The sequence below is a fragment of the Anaerolineales bacterium genome, from assembly GCA_019637755.1.
Lineage (GTDB): Bacteria > Chloroflexota > Anaerolineae > Anaerolineales > UBA11579 > JAMCZK01.
Genome location: JAHBVC010000001.1, coordinates 293,097 through 317,105, shown reverse-complemented (window position 1 = coordinate 317,105; position 24,009 = coordinate 293,097). Strand labels below are relative to the sequence as shown.

Sequence of the window (24,009 nt, the reverse complement as noted above, 5' to 3'; positions counted from 1 at the left end):
ACAAGTGCCCCTAAGCACCAACTCCTCTGCGGGTATAGTACCTGAATGGCTAATGAGCGCACCTATCCCTGTTTGCCTTGCCGAGATGTAGATGAGTCCATCGCCTTCTATGAAAATCTTGGTTTTAGGCGTACCTATCGTCAACTGCGGCCCAATCCCTATGCCGTTGTCCAGTACGAGGATATCCACCTACATATATTCGGCATGGATGGATTTGAGCCTGAGAATTCATATGGCATGGCGATCGTTGTCGTGCCGGATACGGATGCACTCTATCGCCACTTTGCCGAGCGGCTGAGGGCGGCTTTTGGTAAGTTGCCGGTGACGGGGTTGCCACGCGTGACCCGCCCACGCAAGAAGTTTGGCACGGTGAGCGGCTTCAGCCTGGTGGACCCCGGCGGCAACTGGCTGCGAATTTCGCAGATGGGTGATTCTGAAGAAGACGAAGAGCAGGCGGAATGTTTAGAGCACCTCATCGAGGTGGCTACGCGTTTGGGTGACGCCGCTGGTCGTGAGGCGGATGCAATGCGCACGCTGCAGAACGCGCTGGCGCGGCATCCGGAATCAGAGCCAGTAGTGTTGGCACGCGCCTATCTCTACCGTGCTGAGTTGGCCGTGCGTCTAGGGGACGAACCCTTGGCTAAGGAATCGTTATCTGCGCTGGCTGGGCTAACCCTGTCCGCCGAGGCACAAGAGCAAATTGCCGATGAGCTGGCGCATGTCACTGCGCTGGTGAACGAGTTCAGCTAGCGGCTAGCTGGCTGGCCAGTTCGCCAGCTGTATTCACTGGCAGTTGGCAGGCAAAATTGCGGCACACATAGGCTGTTGCCCTGCCATCCTTGAGCGGGCGTTGGTCTAGCAACGCCGGGCTGCCCGCTGGCGCCGGGCTGCTGACCGCAATGGCGGCCACATCAAACGGACGCCATGCACTCCACAGTGTACTGGTGAGCGCCTCGGCGTCCTCGCCCAGGATGGCGATCTCGCGGCCGCCAGCTAAAAGCCAGTTGCTTGCGTGTAGCCACTGGGCAAACGCGGTGGGGTAGCGTGCTGCGCTGGCCTGCATCGCCGCCAGCATACGGCTGGCGCTTTCGTACCAGGCCGAGTTGCCACTATAGGCGTGTAGCTGCAGCAAGGCCAGTGCAGCCAGTGAATTGCCGCTGGGGGTGGCATTGTCTTGCTGATCCTTGGGGCGTGCTATCAGCGCTTCATGGTCATCCCGCGTGTCGAAGAAGCCGCCCGCCGGGTCAGCGAAGTGCTGCGTGAATTCCCCGGCCAGCTTTTCGGCAGCGGCATACCAGCGCACATCGCCATCGCTTTGATACAGGGCCAGCAAGCCCAGCGTGAGCGCGGCGTAATCTTCCAAATAGGCATTGTGGGCTGCCTGGCCGGCACGCCACGAGCGCAGCAGACGGCTGCCCTCATACAGTTCGCGCAGCAGAAAATCTGCATTGGCCTGGGCAATCTGCAAATAGTCGGGCCTCTTCAGGTAGCGGGCTGCCTCGGCGTAGGCGATTAGCATCAAGCCGTTCCAGGCGGTGAGCACCTTGTCGTCCGTGCCTGGGCGTACCCGCGGGCTGCGTGCCGCCAGCAGCGTGCTGTGCGCGCTATCCAGTTGTGCGCGCACCGCGGCAGCCTCCAGCCCAAATTGCTGGGCTAGCTCGGCATCGCTCTTGACGCGTTGCAGCACGTTGTGGCCCTCAAAGTTGCCGGCGGCGCTCACGCCGTAGGCGGCGATGACCAGCTCGGCCAGCGGCGTACCCAGGCTGGCCGTGATCTCCGCCAAACTCCATACATAGAACTTACCTTCTTCGCCTTCGGAGTCAGCATCCAGGCTGCTGTAGAAGCCGCCGCCAGCATCCCGCAATTCACGCGCCACAAAATCCAGCGTGCGCTCGCACACCCGGCGCATGTCTTCATCCTGCGTGACCAGATAGCCGTGCAAGTAGGCGCGTGCTAACAAGGCGTTGTCATATAGCATTTTTTCAAAGTGGGGCACACGCCAGTAATTGTCTACGCTGTAGCGGGCAAAGCCGCCACCGACCACATCGTACATGCCGCCCAGCGCCATGCTTTGCAGGGCGTGGCGCGCCATATCCAGTGCTAACTGGTCGCCATGGGTGGCACGCGCCAGCAGGAAGTCAATCGTCATCGGCTGCGGAAACTTGGGCGCCTGGCCCCAGCCGCCATGCCGCCAGTCGTAGGCTTGGGCCAGCGCCATCACGGCCTGGCTAAGCGCATCCGCGCTCACGCTGTGCTCTTCGGCGGCGGCGCTGCTGGGGGGCTGCAGATGCTGGGTAATGATGCGCCCGTTCTCGATCACCTTGTCGCGCTCCTCGCTCCAGATGCGCTGCACGTGGCGCAAGGCGTCCATGAAGGAGGGTAGGTTGTGGCGCGCCACCGGTGGGAAGTAGGTGCCGCCCAGGAAGGGTTCGCCATCCGGCGTTAGGAATACGCTCATCGGCCAGCCGCCGGAGCCAGTCATCGCCACCACCGCGCCCATATAGATGCCGTCAATATCGGGGCGCTCTTCGCGATCCACTTTGATATTCACAAAGTGTTCGTTCATGAAGGCAGCTACCGCCGGGTCCTCGAAGGATTCATGCGCCATCACATGGCACCAGTGGCAGGCGGCATAGCCAATGCTCAGGAAGATGGGCTTGTCTTCTGCCTTGGCGCGCGTCAGCGCCTCAGCGCCCCAGGGATACCAATCCACTGGGTTGTCTTTGTGCTGCAGCAGGTAGGGCGAGTTGGCGTGGGCGAGTCGGTTTGTCATTAGCGGAATGCGATCAGGAAAGTGCCTGCAGCTACGAGCACAATGCCGAGCCAGTTTAGGGTAGTGAGCTTTTCGCCCAGCAGCACAACACCGAAGAGGGCCACGAAGACAACACTCAGCTTGTCGACAGAGACGACTTGGGCGGCTTGCCCAGTGCTGAGGGCGCGGTAGAAGGCCAACCAGGAAGCCGCCGTGGCCAGGCCGGACAAGGCCAGCAGGATGAGATTGCGCGGTGTCCACTCTTGCGTTTGCGAAAACTGGCCGGTGGCCCACAGCACCATGGCCATGGCGGGCACCACGACCAGAGTGCGCACAAAGGCGCCCACATCGGAGCTGATGCCGCTGATACCGAGCTTGCCCAGCAAGCTGGTGGCCGCGGCAAACAACGCCGAGAGGAAGGCCCAGAAGACCCACGACTGGCTCATGCTATGCTGCCGCATCCAGTGAAGCAATGTCTTCGGCGCTGAGGGTGATGTCTTGGGCGGCGAAGTTGGCTTCAATGTTCTCAGGCTTAGTCGAGCGTGGGATGGGAATAAGGCCCTTGGCCAGCAGCCAGGCCAAAGCTAGCTGCTGCGGGCTGCAGCCGTACTGGCTGCTTAGCGCCTGTACCGTTTGCTGTGTTTTCTCATCCCCTAAGGCCTTGATGGGGCTGTAAGCAGTGACGGTGATGCCGTTGGCTTTGCAAAACGCCACTACATCGTCTGGGCGGGTCTCCAGGTTGTACTTAATTTGATTGTTGACCACCTGCACCCCGGTAGCCAGGGCACGCTGCAGCAGGTCCACGCCGTAGTTGGAAACTCCTAATGCGCGCGCTTTGCCCGCCGCCAGCACGGCTTGCATGGCGGGCAGGGTCTCTTCAGGCTCGGCTTCTTCGCTGGGCCAGTGGATGAGCAGCAAGTCTACATAGTCCATCTGCAACTCATCGAGGAAGCGATCGACGGCGGGGGCAACTTTGTCTACGGCGACCGAGTGGCTCCATAGTTTCGTAGTGATGAACACCTCGCTGCGCGGCACGCCGCTCTCGCGCAATGCCGCGCCCACCGCAGCGTGCGTGCCGTACATGTCGGCGGTATCGATGTGGCGGTAGCCGCTGTGCAGCGCATGCAGGATACTGGCCTGGGCGGCCTCCTTGAGCTGCGAGGTGCCGAAGCCGAGCTGCGGAATTTGGATATCCGCGGTGAGTGCAATGGTTTTGAGCATCATGATGCTGGGCTAGGCGCTGGCATTCAGCGCGGCCACATCCTCCTTGGTGAGGGTCACTTGCAGTGAGCGGAAGTTGCTTTCAATGTGTTTGGGATTGTTGGAACGCGGGATGACGATAAAGCCTTTGGCCATCAGCCAGGCGAGAATGACTTGCTCGGCGGTGCAGCGGTATTGCTCTGCCAGCTTGGTTACCAGCGCGCGCGTTTTGGCGCCACCGCTTACCCTTATAGGGCTATAGGCAGTGACGGTGACGTCATTGGCCAGACAGAAATCAGCCACATCGTCCGGGCGTACTTCCAAGTTGTATTCGATTTGGTTGTTGCACACCGGCAACCCAGTAGCCAGCGCGGCTTGCATATCGTCCACTTCGAAGTTCGAGACGCCGAGGGTACGCACTTTGCCGGCGGCGTGGGCTTTGTCCATCGCCAGCAAGCTGTCTTCGGCGGGTACGCCAGCCAGCCAGTGAACGAGCAGCAGGTCGATCTGCTCGGCGTCCAGCTCTTTGAGGAAGCGATCGATCGCCGGCGCAACGTTCTTCGGTTCCAGCGTACGGCCGTATAGCTTGGTGACTAAGAAAATCTCGTCACGCGGCACGCCGCTGGCCTTCATCGCCAGGCCTACTTCGACGTGATTGTGATAATAGTCGGCGGTGTCAATATGGCGGTAGCCAACCTTGAGGGCATCTAGCGTGGCCTGGTAAGGGTCTTTGAGTTCCCAGGTGCCAAAGCCCATTTGTGGAATGTGAATGTCATCCACTAAGCGCAGCAGCGTATTCATGGCTCTATTGTAGCGGGTGAAGTAGCACGACTTGCTGCTACGGCGTGAAGAAGGCTATGCCTACGCCCATCTTTTGCAGGCCTTCGCTGGCCCAGTGCTCTAGCAACGCAGATTCGCTGTCGAGCAGTTTGAACAGCGCGGGGATGGCGCGCGTATCGCCAATTAGCGCCAGGGCGCGGGCGGCCTCCACGCGGGCGGATGGGCTGCTCTGGCCCTCCAGCACAGCAATGAGGGCTGGCACGGCTTCGCCAGCCTGCGCTACTAGCGCGTCGCCTGCGATGCGTGCCAGCAGGCCATCTCGGCTGGCGAGCAAGGCGGCCAGCGGCGCTACGCAAGCAGGCCAGATGCGTTGGCTGAGTGCTAGCGCGGCACACTGTTGCACGCTGGGGCTGGCATCGCCCAACGCGGCAGTGAGCTGCTCACTGGCGGCAGGCGTATTGAAGCCCGCCAAGCCGCGTACGGCCCACCAGCGCGTGTCTTCGTTTTTGTCTTGAAGTAGTGGGAGCAGGGCGGTGAAGGCCGCCTCTGCATTATCAGCGGGCAAGGCCGCGGCGGCTGCCTCGGCGCGCTCAACATCACCGCTCAGGAGGTCAGCCATCCGCTCTGCCAGCGTGGTCACAGTAAAAGGCTCCGACCTTAGTCGGCCCCGACTTTAGTCGGCCCCGACGTCAGTCGGCAGCGCTCTTGGGGGCGGGGACTTCCAGCTTGTCCTTGGCGGTGCTGACCCATTTGTCGCCAACTTCGATCAGCATCACGGGGATATCATCGATCACCGGGTACTTGCGGCCGCAATCATTGCACACGAACCAGGCCTCTTTATAAAATTCCAGCTCGCCTTTGCCGCTTTGTACACACTGCGGGCAGCGCAAAATCTCAATCAGTTCAGTGCTCACCATGTCAGTTCTCCTATCTTCGTTTGTCATTGCGAGGCCAGCTCCGTCAGGAGCTGCGCACGAAGCAACTGGTTTTTAAGCTTGGTGCGCAAGGCCAGATTGCTTCGTCCGTTGCCGCTGCTGCGCAGCGCCTACTCCTCGCAATGACGAAATGTGCGCCTATTGTACAGCCTGAATGCGCGCCCCAAGATTGCGCAGGCTGCTTTCCAAATTCTCGTAGCCGCGCGTGATGTGCTCAATACCGTGCACGCGCGATTGGCCTGCGGCCATAATGGCGGCAATCAGATAGGTGAAGCCGGCGCGCAGATCAGGCACGGTCACCTCTGCCGAGCGTAGCTTGCTGGGGCCTTTGATCACCGCGCTGTGCTTGTAGCTACTTGCGGCAAAGCGGCAACGGTGGCCCATGCAGCTGTCGTACAGCGCAATCTCAGCGCCCATATCTTGCAGCGCTTTGACGTAGCCGAAGCGATCTTCGAATACGGTTTCGTGCACTACGGACATGCCCTCCGCTTGAGTGAGCAGCAACAGGAAGGGTGATTGCCAATCGGTCATGAAGCCGGGATGTACGCTGGTTTCCAGGTGGATGGCTTTGAGCGGCCCATCCGCATAGAAGCGAATGCCGTCTTCCTGTACTTCAAACTTGCCGCCTACGCGGCGCAGCGTGTTCAGGAAGGTGAGCATATCTGGCTGGCTGGCGTTGCGCACGAACACATCGCCGCCAGTGGCCACGGCTGCCGCGCCCAGCGAGGCGGCCACGATGCGGTCTGGCAGCAGGCGGTGGCTGGCGCCACTGAGCGTGTCTACCCCCTCGACAACGAAGGTGCGGTCAACCTGATAATCAATAATGGCGCCCATCTTTTGCAGATAGCTCACCAAGTCCACCACTTCCGGCTCGATGGCAGCGTTTTGGATGATGGTGCGCCCTTTGGCCATGCTGGCCGCCATCAGCAGATTTTCGGTGCTGGTCACGCTGGGGTAATCGAGCGTGATCTCGGCGCCGCGCAGGCGATCCGCCTGGATGATGTAGTTGCCATCCTTGGTTTCCACGCTGGCGCCCATCTGTTGCACGCCCTGCAGGTGAAAATCCACCGGGCGCGGGCCGATCTGGTCGCCGCCGGCGGCCGCCGGAATGATCGCCTTGCCAGTGCGGTGCAGCAGCGGGCCCATCAGCATGATTGCCAGGCGGTTGCGCCCGCCCAGCTCCTTGCTGATATGGTTGGTGCTGATCGTGGGCGTGCTGACCTGCAGGCTGTGGCCGTTGGTGCTGCTGAAGGTCGCGCCTACCGCCGCGCACATCTCTTGCGTAATGTCACGGTCGCCAATGTTCGGCACGTTGCTGAAGTGGCTGGGCTGCTCACTGAGCAGCGAAGCCACCAGCAACTTGGTAATCGAATTCTTAGCGCCGCTGACCTTGATCTCGCCGCGCAGCGGTTCGCCACCTTCAATCACCCAGGTGTTCATTCGTCTCCGTTATCCGCGTCGGGCGGCATGCCCGGCGTGCCGGGGCCGTATTGGTAGACGGCCGCCCAGGGCTGGTACTTGGTGGTGATGACATCTTCGTCAATGATTTCTCCGTTGCGATACACCGTGCGGGTGACGCGCACAGTCGCCCCGTCTGCTGCATAGTCTACTTGCTTAATCTGTCCGGCAGAGAACTCGCCGTTCTCTTCATACTTATCATCCGGAGCAGGCACGATGTCACGCGGGCCGCTCGTATCCCATTCAATGCTGCGGCCATCCGCAGTGGAATAGAACTTCCAGGTGATCGTGCGCACCGTTGGATTGACGTAGGTTTCCATCAGCAGCCAGCTATCCGTATCGTTCTGGAACTTGAAGTCCACCACCGGTGCATACACGGTGGCGTCCAGCCCGACCAGCTTGGGATCGCGCTGCACGGCGGCATTGTACTCGTAGTAGCTCACGCGGTAGGCATGCGCCCAGCGCTCGACGATCGGGAAGCCGCCAAAGAACACCGTGCGAAACAGGGTGGTGCTCACCTGGCACACCCCGCCGCCCACGCCTTGGATCGTGCGCCCACCAAAAATGATCAGCGCCTCGGCAAAGCCCGAATCGAGGCTGATATCGCCGATGTTATCGACCATGGAGAAGATCGCGCCGGGCGGCACCAGCAGGCCGTGAAAGCGCTCGGCGGCGGTGACGATGTTTTGAATACGCTCCGGGCTGGAGCCATAGAAGTAGGTGGTCTGCTCGGCCACCAACTCGCGCAGCCCGAGATCGGCGGCCTTGGCATCGTCTTGCACCTCGGGCTGGGTCAGGGTGTATTGCAGCTCGATCTCGTGTGCGCCTTCGGCCAGCTTGGCGTTGATGTAATCGATGCTATTTTGCACATGCAGGTTGCGGCCGATGATGGCGGATTTGTATAGCTCTATTTCGCGGGTCTCATCATTGAAGACGAAGCGCGCGTTGCGCGGGCTGGCGGCAACATCCGCCGAGAGTGGCAGCAGGATCGAGGCCAGCTCGCTCGATTCGAGGCCCACTTGGTAGTGGGCGCCCTCTGCGCTTTCGACGCGCTCGATGCTGAGCATGCCGGCCAACTGCTCCGGCGCCAGCGTCCACGGGCCGGGGTTCTTCTCGTATTGGCCGCCGGCGGACAGCACGAGCGGCTGGCTGAGAATGTTGCGGGCGATCTCGGCCTGCTGGCTGACATCAAGAATGCGCGGTGGGCTTTCCACCACGGCCAGCGGCACGCTCACGTTGCGCATGTCCAGCAGCGTCGCCGCCAGGAAGGCGGCGGTGCGTTCGGTATCCAGCGTCAGGCCCACCTGGCCGGGCTGCACCTGCACATCCAGCCCGTTCACGCTGAGCTGTGCTTCCAGGGTGGGGCGGTTGAATTGCGCTGCCAGGCTTTGCAGGGTGCTTTGCGCCTGATCGCCGCTGAAGATCAGCCGCGGCGCTAACTGCGCCCCAGCCCGCAGCGATTGCACTTTCTCGGCAACGTTCTCCCAGGGCAGCCAACTGCGGCCAAAGGCGTAGGCCGCCTGGGCGCTGGCTTCGGCGTCCAGCACTAGGCCCAGTTGTGCCGGGCTATAGGTCCAGCTTTGGTCGCCATAGGTCAGCGTCACCTGGCCGCTCAGCGGGTAGCTGAGTTGTTGCGCCAGGTAGCCGGTTGCCTCGGTGCGGCGCATGCCGCCGATGTCCACACCGCCCACGCTCACGCCGGGGTACACGCGGCCCAGGTACATGAGCCCAAACACCGCCGAGAACACGAAGGCAGTCAGCGCCAGTAGCCCGGCGGCCAGCGCCAAAGCGGCGGCCGCCTGCGCTACGAAGCGCGGCGGGGCAGGGCTGTACGACTGCGGGAAGGTAGCGCTGGACATGGGGAGATTGTATCGGAAATGGATTAGCTAGACATAGGTGCACAGATATAATCTCAGCCTATGACTAATCCCCAACCCGTCTCCGCCTCGCGCATCACCATCTCCCAGCTCATGCAGCCGGACGATGCCAATATCCTCGGCAACGTGCACGGTGGCCATATCATGAAGCTGGTGGACGAGGCCGGCGCCCTGGCCTGCATGAAGCACAGCCGCCAGCGCGTCGTCACCGTGGCGGTGGACCGCATGACCTTCCAGCACCCCATCCGCATCGGGGATCTCATCATCATCCATGCCGAGGTCAGTTACGTCGGCAGCACCTCAATGGAAGCCGAGGTCTCCGTCTATGCCGAGAACCCCACCACGGGCGAGAGCTGGCACACCAACACCGCCTACCTTGTATATGTAGCGCTGGATGAGCAGGGCAAGCCGGTGCGCGTGCCGCCCCTCGAGGCCGAGACCGACTTTCAGCGCCAGCGCATGCAGCAGGGCGCCGCCCGCCAGACCTACCGCCTGGAGCAGGCCAAGCAAGAACGCTCCAACTTCGGCAAGTAGCGCGCATGGCCGCGCCGCGCATCATCGCTGGCAGCGCCCGGGGCGTGCGCCTCAAGTCTGTGCCCGGCGATGGCACCCGCCCGATCACCGATCGCGCCAAAGAGTCGCTCTTCAACATCCTGCGCCCCGATCTAGCCGGCGGAGCGTTCTTGGATCTGTTTGCTGGCACGGGTTCCGTAGGCATCGAGGCGCTCAGCCAGGGCGCCGGGTTTGCGCGCCTGCTCGATAACAGCCGCGCCGCCGTCGAAACCATCTACAGCAATCTGATCACCACCAAACTGCAAGCGCGCGGCGAAGTGCGCCAGACGGATAGCTTCGCCTACCTGGCCATGCCGCCCGATCGCCCGTTTGACTATGCCTTCATTGCTCCGCCGCAATTTCATGACCTGTGGACGCGTGCGCTGCTGGCGCTGGATGCGAATCCAGGTTGGCTGGTGGAAGATGCCTGGGTGATCGTACAGATCGACCCTACCGAATATGCCGCAGTTGAGTTGCAAAACCTGGCAGAGTTTGACCAGCGCAAGTATGGGAATGTGCTGTTGGTCTTCTACGAAAAGCTGCAATCAGAAACAGTCGATTAATTAGTCGATTGGTCAATTAGTTGCTTGGTCGACTAAACAACTAATTGACCACGCGACGAATTAGATTAATCCATTGCCTTTGATTATCTGAGCTTCTGCCCGCAATTCGGGCATTGCTTTTCCCCCGCCAACACCACAAAACCGCACTGCGGGCAGCCGCTGGGCTGCACGTCGCCCAGGGGGGCGCCGCACGCCACGCAGCGGCCCGCGCCCACTGCGTTGGCGGTGTTGCAGTAGCTGCACGCCATGCGCTGCAGCCGCCGCGCCAACTGCGTGCTGGCGCCGCCGTTGGCAGCCATGCGGTCGAGCAGCTTCCATACCTGGTCTTCCAGGGTCAGGTTCTCAATATCCGCGGCGATGTCATCCAGGCGGCCGAGCAAGTTCAGCGGGTTCAGCCAGGCCAGCAAGGCGCTGGCGCCCAGGCTGCCGGCCAGCCCCAGCATCGACTGCTCGCCCACACTGGCTTCGACGCGCTCGCCGCGTTGCGCCAGCGCCACTGCCAGGCTGGTGCGCCCGCCGCTGCCACGTGCCTCACGCGTAGTGATGCGCACATAGGCCGTTTCACCGCGCACGGAAGACTGCGCCGTCAGCCCGCCGCGGTTGAAGAAATTGGCCAGGGTTACCGCCATTTCTTCGGCATCCAAATCGCCGTGATAAAGTTTTGTTTTCATCGCAAGCTCATGCGGGCGTGATTATAATCTTTGAGCTTGCTATGAAACCCTCGCGTATCTTTTCGATCAGTTGTGCCATCGTGCTGGCCGGGCTGTTCAGCCTGCTGCTGGCGCCCTTGGCGGCGCAAGCAGCGCCGCTCGCGCAGCAGCCTACCGTCTCCATGGCTACCGTTACCGGCACCCCGGTGGGCGCATACATCATCGTTGATTCCTCGCATGTCCAGGTGAATGTGCGCAGCGGCCCGGGCACCGATTACCCCACCGTCGGCGTGCTGATTGGCGGGGAGCGCGTGGCGGCCAAAGGCCGCTCGGTTGCCGGCGAATGGATCCAGGTCTTCTACCCCGCCGTCCCCGAGGGCGTAGCCTGGGTGTATGCCCCGCTGGTGAGCTTGTTCCGCCCGGATCCGCAGCAGGAGCTGTCGATCATCGAGCCGCCGCCGACGCCCACGCCGCGCGTCACCCCCACGGTGGATCCAACCCTGGCGGCGCAGTTCATCCTGGAGATCCCGGCCACGCGCATGCCCACCTTCACGCCAGCCGAGCCTTTGGAGATTCCGCAGTTTGAACAGTCTGGCACTGGCCGCGTGGGGGGCGTGCCCGTCGGCATGCTCATTACCGGCGTGGGGTTAATGGGGCTGTTTGCTGCTGCGATTAGCTATGTGCGTGAGCGCTAACTCACCGTCGTCATCATTGAGGAGAGCAAAAGAATGAAGAGTGCCAAGACTTTGACCAGTCTATTGTTGCTGGTGCAAGCTGCGGATATTTTGCTGCATGTCAGCACGGGCCAGGTGGAGTGGGTACGCATCCTGGCCAGCCTGATCCTGGCTGGCTGGGCACTAGTAGCCATGCGCCAGCCAACCGGGCGCGGCTGGCTGGCTTTGCTAGCCTACCTGGGCTTGAATGGTTGGTTTGTTGTGCAGAACGGGATCACTAACCCCGAGCAGGGCGGGGCGCTGCGCATTACGTTGCTGGTACTGGTGTTGATCTCCAGCCTGCTGGCCGTTGCGCTCATCAAGCGCCGCAAATAAGCACCCGTCAGCGTAATAAAAAAAGGCTGCTCATTGAGCAGCCTTTTTGTTGCATATGGTCACGTTAGTGTGCGCCGCACGTTTACGTTAGTGTGCGCCGCAGCCACAGCTGCCGCCGCCCGCATGGCTGTGGGCGTGCTCGCCGTGGCCACCGCAGCCGCAACCGGCTTCGCCGTGATGCTCGGGGGCGTCCTGCCCATCGGTGCGGAAGGAGTGACCACAACCGCAGGCCGAGCTGGCATTCGGGTTATCGATCTTGAAGCCGCTGGCCATCACGTCATTAACATAGTCAATGCTGGCGCCACGCAGGTAGCCGATCGAAACTTCGTCCACCACCACGCGCACGCCGTGCTGCTCCAGCACAAAATCGCTATCGCGCACAGTCGATTCCAGCGCCATGCCATATTGGTAGCCACTGCAGCCGCCACCCTGCACGAAGACACGCAAAGCGTGGTCTTCCAGGTTGCGTTGGGTCATCAAACCGCGCACGGCATCTGCCGCCGCAGGGGAAACGGACAAAACGGGGGTCTCAACCATCGGTTGTGACTGGATTTGAGTCTCAGCAAGTGCCATGAAAGCTCCTTTTCAAAGTGACGCGTATCTATTTTATCAATACTGGCAGAAAAGGCAAGTAGGAGCTGGCCGTTTGCCGCCGGCGCAAGCCTTTACAGTTCGCTCGGGTCGATGGCGACTTCCTGGCTATTCGGGTCATAGCGCACGCGCACGCTACTGCCCTTTTGCAGGCGTGGCAGGTTCACGATATCCACCAATTGCTCGGTTTCAGCGAAGAACGCTGGGCTGCCATCGGCAGGCTTGACTTCCAGCGTGAAATGCACCATTGGGTTGTTGTTCACGCGCGTGCCGGTGCTGGCCAGGTGCGTGATCGTGGCGCTGGCTTCCTTGCCTTGGGCGCGCACGCGGCTGTTGGCGGCCGAGGAGAACCCCAGGCTGCCAAAGGTAAGCAGCATCGCCAGCACGGCCATGACGAGCGTCAGCACCAGTGACACTTGGCTAAGGATCGAGAGTTCTTCGCCGCTGGTGCCTAGCAGGCCGGGGATATAGCGGTTAACGTCCTGCGCAATGCGCACGCCTGCCGACCCAAAGATCTCGCCGATGTTGCCAAGGAAGATGCACAAAAACGGGATCCACATAAACAGGAACAGCCATTGGCCGATGCGTTGCATGCGTTGGGCGGTCTTCATAGCCAGATTATATAGTGCAAGCGTGGGCTAGGTCTATGTTAGCCCGCGGTGAGTTCACCCGCCAGCAGCATCGCCTTCACCATCTCGACCCCGGGGGCCCACAAAGCATCCCCGGCCTCGAACGGCACGCGCTGGCGGATGGCCGCCAACGCTGCGGCGGTGCCGTGCCCGGCCTGCAGTCTGGGGTGCGCCTGCAAGCGCAGCTCCAGGGCGCGCGCCGCCAGGGTCAGCTCGATGGCCAGCACATGCGCACAGTTATGGGCGATCTGCCAGCCGTGGCGTGCGGCCGTCATGGCGTTGGCGTTGTGATCCTCCTGGCCGGCGCTGGTGGGCAACGAGCGCACCGAATCAGGCGCGGCGAGCGTTTGGTTCTCGAGCACCAGCGAGGCGGCCGTGTATTGCAGCATCATCATGCCTGAATTCAAGCCGGCGGCTTCGGGCGTCGCCACCAGCATCGCCGGCAGGCCGCCGCTCATCTTGCTATCCAGCAGCAGGAAGCTGCGCCGCTCGGATACGGCGGCAATTTCACTCAGCGCGATCTTTAGGAAATCGAGCGCCATGCCCACCGGTTCCCCGTGGAAGTTGCCGCCCGAAATGCTATCGGCTCCCGCACCAGCCTGGCTGGCGAACAAGAGCGGGTTGTCTGTGGCGGCGTTGATCTCGCGCAGGATCACGGTGCGCACGTATTCGAGGGCCTCGTAGGCTGGCCCCTGTACTTGCGGCGCGCAGCGCAGCGAATACACGTCCTGTACGCGGCCGGCGGTATCCAGCAGGGTGCTGCCAGCAGTCAGCGTGCGCAGTTGTTCGGCGACCGCCATCTGGCCGGGTTGTTTGCGGGCGGCGTGCAGGCGCGCATCCAGCGCGGCGCGGGCGCCTTGCATCGCTTCCAGCGACATTGCCGCGCTGAGTGAGGCGCCGGCCAGCAGGGTTCCGGCCAGCGCCACCGTCAGCGCGCCCAGCGCTGCGGAGAAGGTGGCGCCGTTGGTGACGGCCAAGCCTTCCTTCGGGCCCAGCACCAGGCGCGGGATGCCCGCCGCGGCCATGGCGGCCTTGCCGCGCAGGCGTTCACCGCGGTACCAGGCCCAGCCCGAGTCTTCCTCGCGGTCATTGGCATCCGTGCTCAGCACCAGCGCCAGTTGCGCCAGCGGTGCCAGATCGCCGGAGGAGCCTAGCGAGCCTTGCGCAGGGATGATCGGCGTGACGCCCTGGTTTAGCATCGCCAGCAGGGTTTCGATCAGCTCCGGCCGCGCCCCGGAGTGCCCCGCCGCCAGCGTATTGGCGCGGATCAGCATCGCCGCCCGCACCACCTCAGCAGGCAGCTCCGCGCCGGTGCCTGTGGCGTGGCTCAGGATCAGATTGCGATTGAGCGCGCGGGCATCCGCGGGGGTGATCTGCTTATCGGCAAAGATGCCAAAGCCGGTATTGATGCCATATACCGGCTTTTCCTGCTGGATGATCTCTTCCACCCAGGCTTGTGCCTGGGCCACCCTTTGGCGGGCGTTGGCGGCCAGTTGCACGTGCGCCTGGCCGTGGGCCACCTGCACTACTGCGTGCAGGCTAAGATGTTCGCCATCAATTTCGATGTGCGTGTTTGACATGCGGCTCCCTGTGGCTAGTCACGGTTCTTCATGGCGCGCGCCATTTCGCGTTCCGCGTCGCGCTTGGCAATATCCTGGCGTTTATCCCACTTCTTCTTCCCCTTGGCTACCGAGATCTCCAGTTTGGCGCGGCCCTTTTTGAGATAGATCTGTAGCGGCACGATCGTGCTGCCGTTGCGCTTGACTTCTTCGTAGAGCTCGGCGATTTCTTTGGCGTGCAGCAGCAGCTTACGCTCCCGGCGCGGCTCGTGCCCGCTCTTGCCCGATTGGCTGTAGGGTGCGATGTGCGCATTCACCAAGAACGCCTCGCGCCCGTTGGTGCGCACATAGGCTTCTTTCAGGCTCACCTGGCCGGCGCGGATGGATTTGATCTCACTGCCCAGCAAGGCCAGGCCGGCCTCGTATTTCTCTTGCAAGAAGAAATCATGGCTGGCCTTACGGTTGCGGGCGACTACTTTTTCTGCCATCGCGTGATTCTACTAGACAGTTGACAGTCTACAGTTGACAGTTGACAGCATATTGCGTTGGATAGGGGGCAGCATGCTGCGCCTCTACCCCAGGTCGTCATTACGAGGCCGTGAAGCGGCGTAGCCGCTGAACAACGAAGCAATCCCCAAGTGCAGACGCAAATGGGCTTTAGGGAAGCTCCGTTCAGGCTTTTATTCCAAACCAGCGGCAACCCTACGAACTTATTGTGTATCCCGAGCGTAGCGAGGGATCCTTGCAGCGCGTAGGAATTACTCAGGCTATGCATAGAAGACTTGGCAGCAAGGATTCTTCCCTGGTCAGGCACCGGCGATTCTGGTGTGGATGTACAAACCCGGTCAGAATGACACGCGGTTGTTATAAGCGCAGTCTACAAAACAGATTGCTTCGTCGGTTGCCACTGCTGCGCAGCGCCTCCTCGCAAATGCCGGATGCGTAACGTAGGGGGTGCAGTGTGCTGCACCTCTACCCCAAGTCGTCATTGCGTAGCCGCTGAACAACGAAGCAATCCCCGCGTGCAGGCGCAAACAGGCTTACTGTGCTATGCCCTAAAGGATTCCTCGCTACGCCCGGAATGACGGCTTGGCTGTGTAGGGGCGCAGCATGTGCGCCCCTACAGCTACCTGTCATCCTGAGCGGGTAGAGATGGCTACACCAGACTGCTGGTGTGCTCCAGCGAAGGATCCTTGCTGGCACGTCTTCTTTGCTGGGCTTGTATCACCCATACGCGTAGCGAGGATCCCTCGCTACGCTCGGGATGCACGGCACAGCATGCTACGCTCTGTAGGCTGGGTTTCAGATGTGCCAATCGTTGTCTAAAAAAAAAAGGAGTGGCGATTTTTGCCGCCACTCCTTAGTCTCTAATCTCCAATCTGAAATTTCCTATCTGCTCACCGCCAGCTTGACCACTTTGCCCTGCGCGTTCATGGTGATGCGCGCATACTGCGGGTGCATGCGTCCGGCGCCGGGCACCTTCTTGCTCAGCGTCACCAGGCTGCGGCTGGGCGCCAGAATGGCGCGCTTGGCGCCGCTGTGCGCGTGGGGTAGCGGGCAATTGTGGTTCTGGCAGTTGGTGTGCTCGTGGCTCACGCTCACTTCACTCCCCTGCATGCCCGGCAAGTATTCCTTCACCACCGCCTTCACTGTAGCCAGAGTCTCCTCAGGCAGGGCATCCAGGCTGGCCTGGCGCCCGAAGCTATGCGCCTCGGGCAGATCGCAGACTGTGTTGAGATCGCTCGGCTCGGCGCGCAAGATGCGCTTGGGCAGGCTAGCATCGGCATTGACTTGCGCCAGCGGATCGCCATACAGCACGAAGGAGATCAGCGTCTTCTGGTCTTCGCCATCCAAATACCCCTGGCGGCGGTGCATGGTTTGCGCCATGGCGATCTTGGCGCGGCGCAGCGCTTCGCCCACCGGGTGGCCTTCATTCAGCAAGCGCCAGAAGGTTTGCCCTAGCAGGTCCGCTGCGATCAGCGGCGTGGATACCGCGCCGTAGGAGGTGACGGTGGAGCCGACCACGGCCTTGCTGCCCGAATCGATGAACTTCAAGGCCAGCGCGCTATCTACGGTTTTGTTGAATACGTTGGCGCCGAAGCAGGCCTCGCTAAACACCACCTGCGGGGCGCGCCCGTGGTTGACCACATCACTGGGGCTGAGCGCCACCGGGTAATCCGGCCCACTGGGGGTCAACAGCGGGTCACGCTGGCCGTACCAGTCTGGCCCATCTTCTACCCCATGCAGATTGAAATAGGCCACTTGCAAAGCCTTGCTGGCTTCTTTAGGCAGCCGGCCGGTCTCCGTCGGCGGGCTCAGGCTGAGGCGCTTCGGCTCGCCGATCGTGCGGTATACCGAGTGCGAGGCACGTTGCCATACCTGCGCGGTATAGCCGAAGCTGTTGCGCTTGGGCTTCCACAGCCCCAATAGCATCAGCAGGCGCGTGATCAACTGGCGCAGCGGGTCATTCTGGGCGGCGGTGGTTGTCTCGCGGCTGGCCTCGATGCGGTTCAGCGCTTTGAGCAGCGCACTGGGCTCCGTTTCGGTGCCAGTGGGTAGGCGCCCGGCGGGCCAGGTGGGCACGAAATAGTTTTCGTCCAGGCTGGCATACGGATTGTCTGAGGGCACGTCTTTGTCGTCATCATCCACCGGGTTGGGCAGGTGATGGAAGGGCACGATCTTGGGGCCGCCGACGATCAGCAGCGCGCCGATCATCTCTCCGTTTTGGCGCAGGGCCTCGTCCAGATCGGCCAGTAGGTTTTTGATCGCCCACGGGTCGTTGGGGCTGACTGCACTCAAGCCGAAGCTGGCCATGCACTGCGGGTCATCCACATAGATGACATACGCGCCCCATTTGGGCAGACTGTCTGTGGCAGTCGCCACGGCACGCAAGCTTGCATCCACGCTGGCGAAGCCGGCCGCGCCGTATTGGCGCACCAGGTTCTCCTTGGAGCTCAGCAGGATATAGGCCGGATAGCGGCCGTCGGCTCGCAGCCGCAGCGACTCGGCCGTGGCCGTATTCACCTCTTCCAGGTCGATCAGGGTTTCGGGCAAGGCCGAGACGGCTTGCTGCAGCGCCTGGTCGAGTTCGGCATCATTGGGCACGCTGGCGGCGTGGCTGTGCGCCGGTTCGCTGGGCCGCGCTGCTTCGGGCGTGGCCCACTCCGGCGCCAGTGGCGGCGCATCGGCAGCCGGGGCGGCCGTGCCCTCAGCGCGCCCGCCACGCGCGAACTGCCATTTCACTTTTAGGTTCTTCAGCGCATCATCGCTCAGCATGGGTACATGGGCGGCGGCACCCGAAGTCTCTGCATCGGGCACGTATTTGCTTTTGGCGCGCTTGCCCTCTAGCTTGATCGACTTGGCGAAATCTTTCTTCACCTCGCGGCTGAGCAAGGCGGTTTCGTCCAGCAATGGCATGTGTACGGCCTCAATCGCCGGGGCCTCGATGGCTTTAGCTCCGCCGTCCGGCATGGGCGTGGCCAACAGATCGATCTGGTTCCATCCCAAGCCGGCGGCCACCTTGGCCGGTACCGGCAGGCTGAGCACCTGGGTCAGCGCACTGGGCCACAGGGCGCCAAAGCGGTGGCCGGCGCCCCACAGGCGGCGGGCCACCTGGCCGCTCACGTCTTCGGCGGCACAATCATGCAAGAGATCCACCGCGGCGTTCTCTTGCCCACTTTCCATAAAGAAATTGGCTTGCAGCAAGCGCAGTTGCAAGCACTGCGGCCACTGGCTGCGATACAGCTCGACCAGATTCTCCACCGCCAGCCAGCTCAGGCCCTGGGCGTGCGCCAACTGAATGTGGAGCAGCGCGGGCAACGGGGAGGGCGGCTCGGCCAGCAAGGCGGCCTGAATGTGCTGCTCGGCCTGCTCCAGATCACCGGCCTTGAATGCCAATTGGGCTTGCACCAGATGCTGCGCCCAGGGCTGAATGTCGCCGGGCGCCTGGTAAGGCGCACGCAGCACCACCGCCGCGGCACGGGCGGCCTCGGCCATCTGCGGCTTCACTCGCCGTGCCAGCTTGGCCAATTGCTCCTGCGCTTCCACGAATTGCGGGTCCAATTCGCATAGCCTACGCAGTACCTTGAAGGCAACATCGTTCTTGCCCTCTTTGGCCAGCGCTTGGGCACGCAGCAGCTCGATGTGCAGATCATAGGGATAGGCATCCAGCCATTCTTCGGCTACCTGGCGCACAAAGCGCATTTCACCGGCGTTGAGACCGACCTGTAGCAGGGTCAGTACCGCGGCGCGGTCAATTGCTTTCCCGTTACGAATTTGCTGTTTGATGTTCTCGTTCATAGCGCACTCACTTCCTGTGGCTGGCGGATCAGATTGAGGGCGATCACCGCGGCCAGTTGGCGTTGGATACTGCGGTCGCGCGGCGCCAGCGTGGCGGCCTGCCGCAACGCAGCCTCGGCGGCGGGGTAGTCTTTGGCTTCCTTCAGCGCCAGCGCGGCTTCCAAATGCGGCTGGGCGCTGTGCGGGGCGGCCAGTGCGGCCTGCTCAAAAGCCTGCAGGGCGGGCTTCATCTGCCGCCGGCTGAGGAACACCCGGCCACGTTCAATATGCGCTTCGCTGAGGTGGGGTGCCAGCGCGGTGGCCTCATCCAGATGATGCAAGGATTGGTCCAACTGGCCATCTGCCTGCAGCAGCTTGCCGAGGTGCAGGTGCAAGCGCGCCTGCTGTGGCAACGGCAGGCTCTCGGCCTTCTTGGCGGCGCGCTGGGCCGCCTGGATGGCGTCCTGGCGCTCGCCGTTGGCGGCCAACATCTCGGAGAGCGCCAGGTAGACATCGGCGCGCTCGCTGTTGGCCTTGCTGAGCGCTACGATCTCGCTCAGGCCTTTTTCGAGCGGCAGCAACTGGGCGCGGCGCAGCTGGATCGGCAACTTGTCAGCGCTGTAATGCTCGGCACGCTGCAACACGGCCAGGGCATCCGCTACCTCGCCGCTGGCGTGCAAGCACTCCGCATACACCGTCAGGCTATGGCTATCGGTCGGTGCCAGGCGCAGCGCGGCTTCGGCCAGGCCCTTGGCCTGCGCCGCCTGGCTGTTGCGCAAAGCGATCTCGGCTTGCAGCAGCAAGGGCGCGTGCGATTTGGGAGCCAGTTGCTGGGCTGCTTGGGCGTGCTGGGCGGCTTGCTTGTCATCGCCGGCCAGCCAGCAGGCCTTGGCCAGCGCCAGGGGGTAGCTGGCATTGGCGGGCTGCAGCTCATGCGCTTGCGCAAAATTCTGCTGGGCCAGCGGGTATTGCTCTGCGGCCATTTGGGCCTCACCCAGTTCAAAATAACGTTGCGCGTCACTGGGTTGCATCGCCACAGCGTGTTCGAAATAATCGATGGCCTCGCCCAAGGCGCCGGCCTGTTGCAGCAGGCGGCCGGCGAAGGCGTGCCAGGCGGCTTGCATCGGTGCCAAGGCCAGGGCCTGGCGAACCTGCTCCAGCGCGGTTTGCAGTTGCCCGGCTTGCTGGGCGTAGTGGGCGGCCAGGGCATGGTAGGGGGCCAGTTGCGGTTTTTGCTCCAGCGCACCCAGCATCCACTTGAGCGCGTTGGGCGCGTCGGCCTCGGCATAGGCCAAGGCGCGTTCGGCGAGCACTTCAGGCGCACGCCAGAAGCTCTTGGCGCGTGCTTCGCGTGCCGGTAGCTCGCCCTGCGTGCGCCCGGCGTAGACCAAGGCAGCGGCTTCGCCCGCGTTGCTGGGGAAGCCGTGCGGCAGGGCGTCCTCTGCCGGCGCGGCGCCAAAGCGCAGGCTGGCGCGCGCCAGCCAGTTTTCGATCTGGCTGCGTGCGGCCGCCAGCGGCGCCTGGCTGCGCGCTGCACTGAAGGCGGCCCGTGCGCTGGCCAGCGCAGCACCGGCGCTGACTTCGGCGGGGCTGCTGGCCTGCATCTGGCTAGCGGCGCACAGTTGCTGCCATTCGGCGCGCAGCACGATGGCCTTGCCCAGCGCAAACTGGGCCAGTGCCATCGCCGGGCTGAGTTTGGTGGCCAATTGCAGCAGGTGTACCGCGGCTTCGTAGGTGTGCACGGCTTGCGCGGCGCGTGCCAGACTGATCAACGTAAAGACGTCTTGCGTATCACTGAGTTGCGTATCGACCAAGGCCAGCGCCTGGCTGAACAATTGCTCCGCCTGGCGGCTATCGCCGCGGCGCGCTGCCAAACGCGCTTGAATGGCCAATACGCGCGGGTGCTGCTCGCCGGCTTCCAGCGCCGGGGCCAGCGCCTGGGCGGCGGCCAGCTCTTCGTTGCTCTCCAGCGCCAGTTCGGCTTGCAAGCAGGCCAGCTCCAGCGAAGGCGCGCCGGCCCACTCGGCGGCGGCCAGCAGGCTGCGTGCCCGTTCCGGCTGCAGGGTGGCCAACGCCAACTCTACCGCCAGTTGCAGCAGCGGCATATGGCTGGGATCAAGCTGGAAGGCTTTTTCGGCGGCGCTCAGCGCTGCGCTCCATTCGCCGGCGGCACGCAGCAAGCGTGCCTTGTTAGCCAACAGGCCCAGGTCGGCCGGCATGCGCTCCAAGGCTTGCTCCAGCGTTTCCAGGGCGGCTTGCGGCCGCCCGGCGGCCTGCAGGATGCGCGCTTTGCGCGCCAGCAAGTTGCCCTGGCCGGGCTCGGCGGCCAGGCTCTTCTCCACCGTCTCCAGCGCTTCGTTCCATTGCTGGCTGTGTTCGTATGCTTCGGTCAGCGCATCGAGCAGGCTGGGCAACGGCTCCAGCTCCAGCGCACGCTTGAAATACGACACACTGGTAGCGGCGGCGCGGCGCTCCAGCAGGAAGCGCCCCGCCTGCGCCAGTGCCTGGCTGTTCGCGCTGCGCAGCAGGCTGGCCAGCGTATCCACTGCTTTCTCGTGGGCGCCGTCTTGCCATTCCATCTCAGCCAGGCGCAGGATGTGCGCCGGGTTGTTGTGCTGGCGAATGCTCTTATCCAGGGCGCGGCGGGCATCTTCGCCCTGGCCGAGCGCCTGGGCTTGTTCGGCGAACCACAGCACCGTATCTTCATCCTTGGCGCTGGTCATATACACTTTGCTGGCGATCTGGAAGGCTTCTGCCGCGCGGCCGGCCTGGCTATAGGCGCGGCACAGCGCCTGCAACACGTGCAAATCTCCGGGGGTCTGGGCATCCAGCGCTTCCAGTTGGGCGATCGCCTCGGCATGCTGGCCCAACTGGGCCTGCGCCACGGCTTTGCCCAGTGCTAGGCGCGGCTGCCACTCTGCGTCCTGTGCCAGCTCGCTGCGCAGCGCGGCTTCGTATTCGCGCAGCGCCTCGGCCGGCTTCTCCTGCGCGGCCAGCGCCTCGGCCAGGCGGGCGATGGCCACCGGGCTGGGGGCCAACTCCAGCGCGCGGCGCAGGCAGGCTTCGGCATCCGCCGCCGCCTGGTTGCGCATGTGCGCCGCCGCCGCGTCGAGCAGGGCATCTACATTTTGTGGCTCGGCCTGCAAGGTGACGGCCAGTGCGGCGAGTGCGGCAACGGGCTCATCCACTTCTAGAAGTAGTTGGCCCAGCGCGTGCTGCAAGCCGGGGTGTGTGGGGTAGGTGTGCACGGCGCGCTCCAGCGTGTGGCGCGCCTGGTTGCGGTGGCCGAGCTGGCGTTGCAAGCGGCCCAGCTGCAGCGCGATGCGCTGTGCCAAGGCCGGGCTGTGCGTTTCGGTGAGCAATTCCGCCGCGCGGGTCAGCGCGCCGAGCGCGGCTTCATATTCCTCAAGTGCTACATACACTTCGGCGAGCAGTTGCTGCAGTTCCGCGCTGGGCGGGGTGTACTGCTGCGCATTGAACAGCGTATCGCGCGCCGCTTGCCAATCGCCTTGGCCGCGCAACAGATCCGCCAGCACGATCCAGGCTTCGCTCTGTGCCGGCGCCAGCTCGGTAGCGCGGCGCAGGTGCTCGATGGCGCTGTTGCTATCGTCCTGGGCCAGCAAAGCTTTGCCCAGCAAGGCGTGCGCGCCACCGTGGGTGGCTTGCACGGCCAGCACGCGCTGGCAGGCCTGAATGCATTCGCTCAATTCATCAGCGGCCAGCGCGGCCTGCGCCAGGCCAAAAATATCTTCCAGAGTGGGCTCGGCGTCCTGCGCCATCACCGCTTGCCACTCGGCATATGCCGCCGGGCCGTGCTGGCTGCTTTGCAGCGCTTTGGCCAACTGGCGGCGCAGGTCGCTGCGCTCGGGCGCCAGAGCGGCGGCCAGGTGAGCGGCCTGCAGGGCTTGCTCCGGCTGGTTGCACAGGCTCCAAACGCGGCTCAGGAAGGCGGCACTATCGGCATCGTTGGGGCTGTGCTGGGTAGCCAACTCGGCGGCCTGGCGTGCCGCTTCGGGCAGCTTCAGCTCAATAAAGATCTCGCCCAGTTGGCGCATCAGCGGCGCGTTTTCGCCGGCGCTGGAATTTTGCGCCGCGCCCAGCGCCGCGGCGGCCATGCGCTGCGCTTCCTGCGTGTCGTTCGACTTTAGCGCTACGCGGGCGGCGGCCACCAGCGCGGCGGGGTGCTTGCTGCCCGCCGATTTCGCCACGGCCAGCGCGGGCTCGCTTAGGCTCTGTGCCGCTTCACCGTTGGCCACTGCGGTCTCCGCCAGCTTGCTGGCCAATTCCGCTTGGATGCGCTGGGCCGCGCCCCAGGCGGCCTGCAGCAACGGCAGGGCCTCACCGGCCTGGCCGCTCAGTTGGCGAATTTCCGCTTGCAGTGACAAGCGTTCAATTTGCGACAGATCGCTGGAGCCTGCCGCCGGTTCTTCAGCCAGTTTCTCCAATGCGTAGTTGGCTAGCTGCTGCGCCAATGCCAAATGCAGATGGGCCAAGGGGCGCAGCACGGCCAGTAAATGCGGCAGCGAGTGATTGGCCACCACCGCCAGCAATAACTGGCTTTGCTCCTCCACGCTGAGCGGGTTGCTCACCAGCGCATGCAAACCTAACGACTGCATATCAGGGGACTGCGTTTCGGCCAACAAGGTTGCCAGCAGCTCCTGTGGCTGCGGCAGCAGGCCGAACAGGATCGCCAGCGGCAGCTTCCACTCGTTGCTGGGTGCGATGCTTAACTCTTCGGCCAAGTGCTGCCAGTCGCCCAGCACGCGGCGGCGCTCACGCAGCGCCAGGGCCAGCAGGGTGGCTTGCTCCAGGCTGGGCATAGCCGGGCGCTCCTGCCCGGTGGCGAGCTGCTCATACGCACTGGCGGATTGGTAGCGCAATTTCTCGGCGGCCGGCTCAAAGGCCGCCGCGCGCAGTTCCTCGTAGACCGTGGCCGGCTGCTCCAGGCTGAGCAAGCCCAGAAAGGCCGGCGACCAGGCCTGGCGTTCGGCGCCGGCCGCCGCCAGCGCTTGCTCGCCAAACGGCGCCTGCTGCAAAGCCGCCCAGAGGCTGGGCTCGTTGCGCAAGGCGGCCACCACCAGCGGCCACTCCGCCTGCGGCAGGCATTGCTTGAGGTCTGCGATGAATGTGCTCATG

Annotated in this window: 20 protein-coding genes; 5 read left to right on the top strand and 15 right to left on the bottom strand. The window is 63.2% G+C overall.

Going from position 1 to position 24,009, the window contains the following annotated elements; translation table 11 throughout:
- Positions 1–45: 45 nt before the first annotated feature.
- Positions 46–750, top strand: a complete 705-nt coding sequence (locus KF821_01605; GenBank protein ID MBX3004506.1) for a hypothetical protein — start codon at positions 46–48, stop codon at positions 748–750.
- Here the strand turns inward: KF821_01605 and KF821_01600 are convergent.
- From KF821_01600 to KF821_01565, 8 genes are all read right to left on the bottom strand, one after another.
- Positions 743–2,773 carry a thioredoxin domain-containing protein gene (locus tag KF821_01600; GenBank protein MBX3004505.1) on the bottom strand — a complete coding sequence of 677 codons (2,031 nt, stop codon included), beginning with the start codon at positions 2,771–2,773 and terminating at the stop codon, positions 743–745. The two genes, KF821_01605 and KF821_01600, sit on opposite strands and share 8 nt — an antisense overlap.
- Complete coding sequence (locus KF821_01595; protein ID MBX3004504.1) at positions 2,773–3,198, bottom strand: EamA family transporter; 426 nt, start codon at positions 3,196–3,198, stop codon at positions 2,773–2,775. Before KF821_01595 ends, KF821_01600 begins: the two co-directional genes overlap by 1 nt.
- Before the next feature lies 1 nt (position 3,199).
- Entirely contained in the window at positions 3,200–3,976 is a 777-nt protein-coding gene (locus KF821_01590) for an aldo/keto reductase (GenBank protein MBX3004503.1), read from the bottom strand.
- 9 nt (positions 3,977–3,985) lie between these two features.
- A complete protein-coding gene (locus KF821_01585; GenBank protein MBX3004502.1) occupies positions 3,986–4,753 on the bottom strand; it encodes an aldo/keto reductase in 768 nt (255 codons plus the stop codon).
- 37 nt (positions 4,754–4,790) lie between these two features.
- On the bottom strand, positions 4,791–5,372 hold the full coding sequence (locus tag KF821_01580; GenBank protein MBX3004501.1) for a HEAT repeat domain-containing protein: 582 nt from the start codon (positions 5,370–5,372) through the stop codon (positions 4,791–4,793).
- A gap of 49 nt (positions 5,373–5,421) precedes the next feature.
- Positions 5,422–5,649 (bottom strand): hypothetical protein, encoded by a 228-nt coding sequence (locus KF821_01575; GenBank protein MBX3004500.1) that lies wholly within the window; start codon positions 5,647–5,649, stop codon positions 5,422–5,424.
- A 156-nt stretch (positions 5,650–5,805) separates the two neighbouring features.
- Entirely contained in the window at positions 5,806–7,107 is a 1,302-nt protein-coding gene (gene murA, locus KF821_01570) for a UDP-N-acetylglucosamine 1-carboxyvinyltransferase (GenBank protein MBX3004499.1), read from the bottom strand.
- Complete coding sequence (locus tag KF821_01565; protein MBX3004498.1) at positions 7,104–8,984, bottom strand: VanW family protein; 1,881 nt, start codon at positions 8,982–8,984, stop codon at positions 7,104–7,106. Before KF821_01565 ends, murA begins: the two co-directional genes overlap by 4 nt.
- A gap of 60 nt (positions 8,985–9,044) precedes the next feature.
- Between KF821_01565 and KF821_01560 the strand changes: the two genes are divergently transcribed.
- Positions 9,045–9,536, top strand: a complete 492-nt coding sequence (locus KF821_01560; GenBank protein MBX3004497.1) for an acyl-CoA thioesterase — start codon at positions 9,045–9,047, stop codon at positions 9,534–9,536.
- A gap of 5 nt (positions 9,537–9,541) precedes the next feature.
- Positions 9,542–10,117, top strand: coding sequence for a 16S rRNA (guanine(966)-N(2))-methyltransferase RsmD (rsmD, locus tag KF821_01555; GenBank protein MBX3004496.1), 576 nt, complete (start codon positions 9,542–9,544; stop codon positions 10,115–10,117).
- An 83-nt stretch (positions 10,118–10,200) separates the two neighbouring features.
- Here the strand turns inward: rsmD and KF821_01550 are convergent, their stop codons facing one another.
- Positions 10,201–10,788 (bottom strand): zinc ribbon domain-containing protein, encoded by a 588-nt coding sequence (locus KF821_01550; protein ID MBX3004495.1) that lies wholly within the window; start codon positions 10,786–10,788, stop codon positions 10,201–10,203.
- 41 nt (positions 10,789–10,829) lie between these two features.
- Here KF821_01550 and KF821_01545 point away from each other — a divergent pair, with 41 nt between their 5' ends.
- The gene (locus KF821_01545; GenBank protein MBX3004494.1) at positions 10,830–11,462 is read left to right on the top strand and encodes an SH3 domain-containing protein; all 633 of its coding nucleotides are present in this window, start codon (positions 10,830–10,832) and stop codon (positions 11,460–11,462) included.
- Positions 11,463–11,495: 33 nt separating this feature from the next.
- Positions 11,496–11,816 (top strand): hypothetical protein, encoded by a 321-nt coding sequence (locus KF821_01540; protein ID MBX3004493.1) that lies wholly within the window; start codon positions 11,496–11,498, stop codon positions 11,814–11,816.
- Between the two features lie 87 nt (positions 11,817–11,903).
- Here the strand turns inward: KF821_01540 and erpA are convergent, their stop codons facing one another.
- From erpA to KF821_01510, 6 genes are all read right to left on the bottom strand, one after another.
- On the bottom strand, positions 11,904–12,335 hold the full coding sequence (erpA, locus tag KF821_01535; protein MBX3004492.1) for an iron-sulfur cluster insertion protein ErpA: 432 nt from the start codon (positions 12,333–12,335) through the stop codon (positions 11,904–11,906).
- 146 nt (positions 12,336–12,481) lie between these two features.
- Positions 12,482–13,018: a hypothetical protein gene (locus KF821_01530; GenBank protein MBX3004491.1), complete on the bottom strand. Its 537-nt coding sequence runs from the start codon at positions 13,016–13,018 to the stop codon at positions 12,482–12,484.
- A 38-nt stretch (positions 13,019–13,056) separates the two neighbouring features.
- Positions 13,057–14,616 carry a histidine ammonia-lyase gene (locus KF821_01525; GenBank protein MBX3004490.1) on the bottom strand — a complete coding sequence of 520 codons (1,560 nt, stop codon included), beginning with the start codon at positions 14,614–14,616 and terminating at the stop codon, positions 13,057–13,059.
- 14 nt (positions 14,617–14,630) lie between these two features.
- Complete coding sequence (gene smpB, locus KF821_01520; protein ID MBX3004489.1) at positions 14,631–15,083, bottom strand: SsrA-binding protein SmpB; 453 nt, start codon at positions 15,081–15,083, stop codon at positions 14,631–14,633.
- 901 nt (positions 15,084–15,984) lie between these two features.
- On the bottom strand, positions 15,985–18,894 hold the full coding sequence (locus tag KF821_01515) for a hypothetical protein (protein ID MBX3004488.1): 2,910 nt from the start codon (positions 18,892–18,894) through the stop codon (positions 15,985–15,987).
- Positions 18,891–24,008 (bottom strand): tetratricopeptide repeat protein, encoded by a 5,118-nt coding sequence (locus KF821_01510; protein MBX3004487.1) that lies wholly within the window; start codon positions 24,006–24,008, stop codon positions 18,891–18,893. Before KF821_01510 ends, KF821_01515 begins: the two co-directional genes overlap by 4 nt.
- Position 24,009 lies beyond the last annotated feature (1 nt).

Coding starts and splice junctions, on each gene's coding strand:
- KF821_01590 (MBX3004503.1), bottom strand. CDS start 3,976: ATGATGCTCAAAACCATTGCACTCACCGCGGATATCCAAATTCCGCAG.
- KF821_01605 (MBX3004506.1), top strand. CDS start 46: ATGGCTAATGAGCGCACCTATCCCTGTTTGCCTTGCCGAGATGTAGAT.
- rsmD (MBX3004496.1), top strand. CDS start 9,542: ATGGCCGCGCCGCGCATCATCGCTGGCAGCGCCCGGGGCGTGCGCCTC.
- KF821_01585 (MBX3004502.1), bottom strand. CDS start 4,753: ATGAATACGCTGCTGCGCTTAGTGGATGACATTCACATTCCACAAATG.
- smpB (MBX3004489.1), bottom strand. CDS start 15,083: ATGGCAGAAAAAGTAGTCGCCCGCAACCGTAAGGCCAGCCATGATTTC.
- KF821_01530 (MBX3004491.1), bottom strand. CDS start 13,018: ATGAAGACCGCCCAACGCATGCAACGCATCGGCCAATGGCTGTTCCTG.
- KF821_01575 (MBX3004500.1), bottom strand. CDS start 5,649: ATGGTGAGCACTGAACTGATTGAGATTTTGCGCTGCCCGCAGTGTGTA.
- KF821_01560 (MBX3004497.1), top strand. CDS start 9,045: ATGACTAATCCCCAACCCGTCTCCGCCTCGCGCATCACCATCTCCCAG.
- KF821_01540 (MBX3004493.1), top strand. CDS start 11,496: ATGAAGAGTGCCAAGACTTTGACCAGTCTATTGTTGCTGGTGCAAGCT.
- KF821_01565 (MBX3004498.1), bottom strand. CDS start 8,984: ATGTCCAGCGCTACCTTCCCGCAGTCGTACAGCCCTGCCCCGCCGCGC.
- KF821_01600 (MBX3004505.1), bottom strand. CDS start 2,773: ATGACAAACCGACTCGCCCACGCCAACTCGCCCTACCTGCTGCAGCAC.
- KF821_01525 (MBX3004490.1), bottom strand. CDS start 14,616: ATGTCAAACACGCACATCGAAATTGATGGCGAACATCTTAGCCTGCAC.
- murA (MBX3004499.1), bottom strand. CDS start 7,107: ATGAACACCTGGGTGATTGAAGGTGGCGAACCGCTGCGCGGCGAGATC.
- KF821_01550 (MBX3004495.1), bottom strand. CDS start 10,788: ATGAAAACAAAACTTTATCACGGCGATTTGGATGCCGAAGAAATGGCG.
- KF821_01510 (MBX3004487.1), bottom strand. CDS start 24,008: ATGAGCACATTCATCGCAGACCTCAAGCAATGCCTGCCGCAGGCGGAG.
- KF821_01545 (MBX3004494.1), top strand. CDS start 10,830: ATGAAACCCTCGCGTATCTTTTCGATCAGTTGTGCCATCGTGCTGGCC.
- KF821_01515 (MBX3004488.1), bottom strand. CDS start 18,894: ATGAACGAGAACATCAAACAGCAAATTCGTAACGGGAAAGCAATTGAC.
- KF821_01595 (MBX3004504.1), bottom strand. CDS start 3,198: ATGAGCCAGTCGTGGGTCTTCTGGGCCTTCCTCTCGGCGTTGTTTGCC.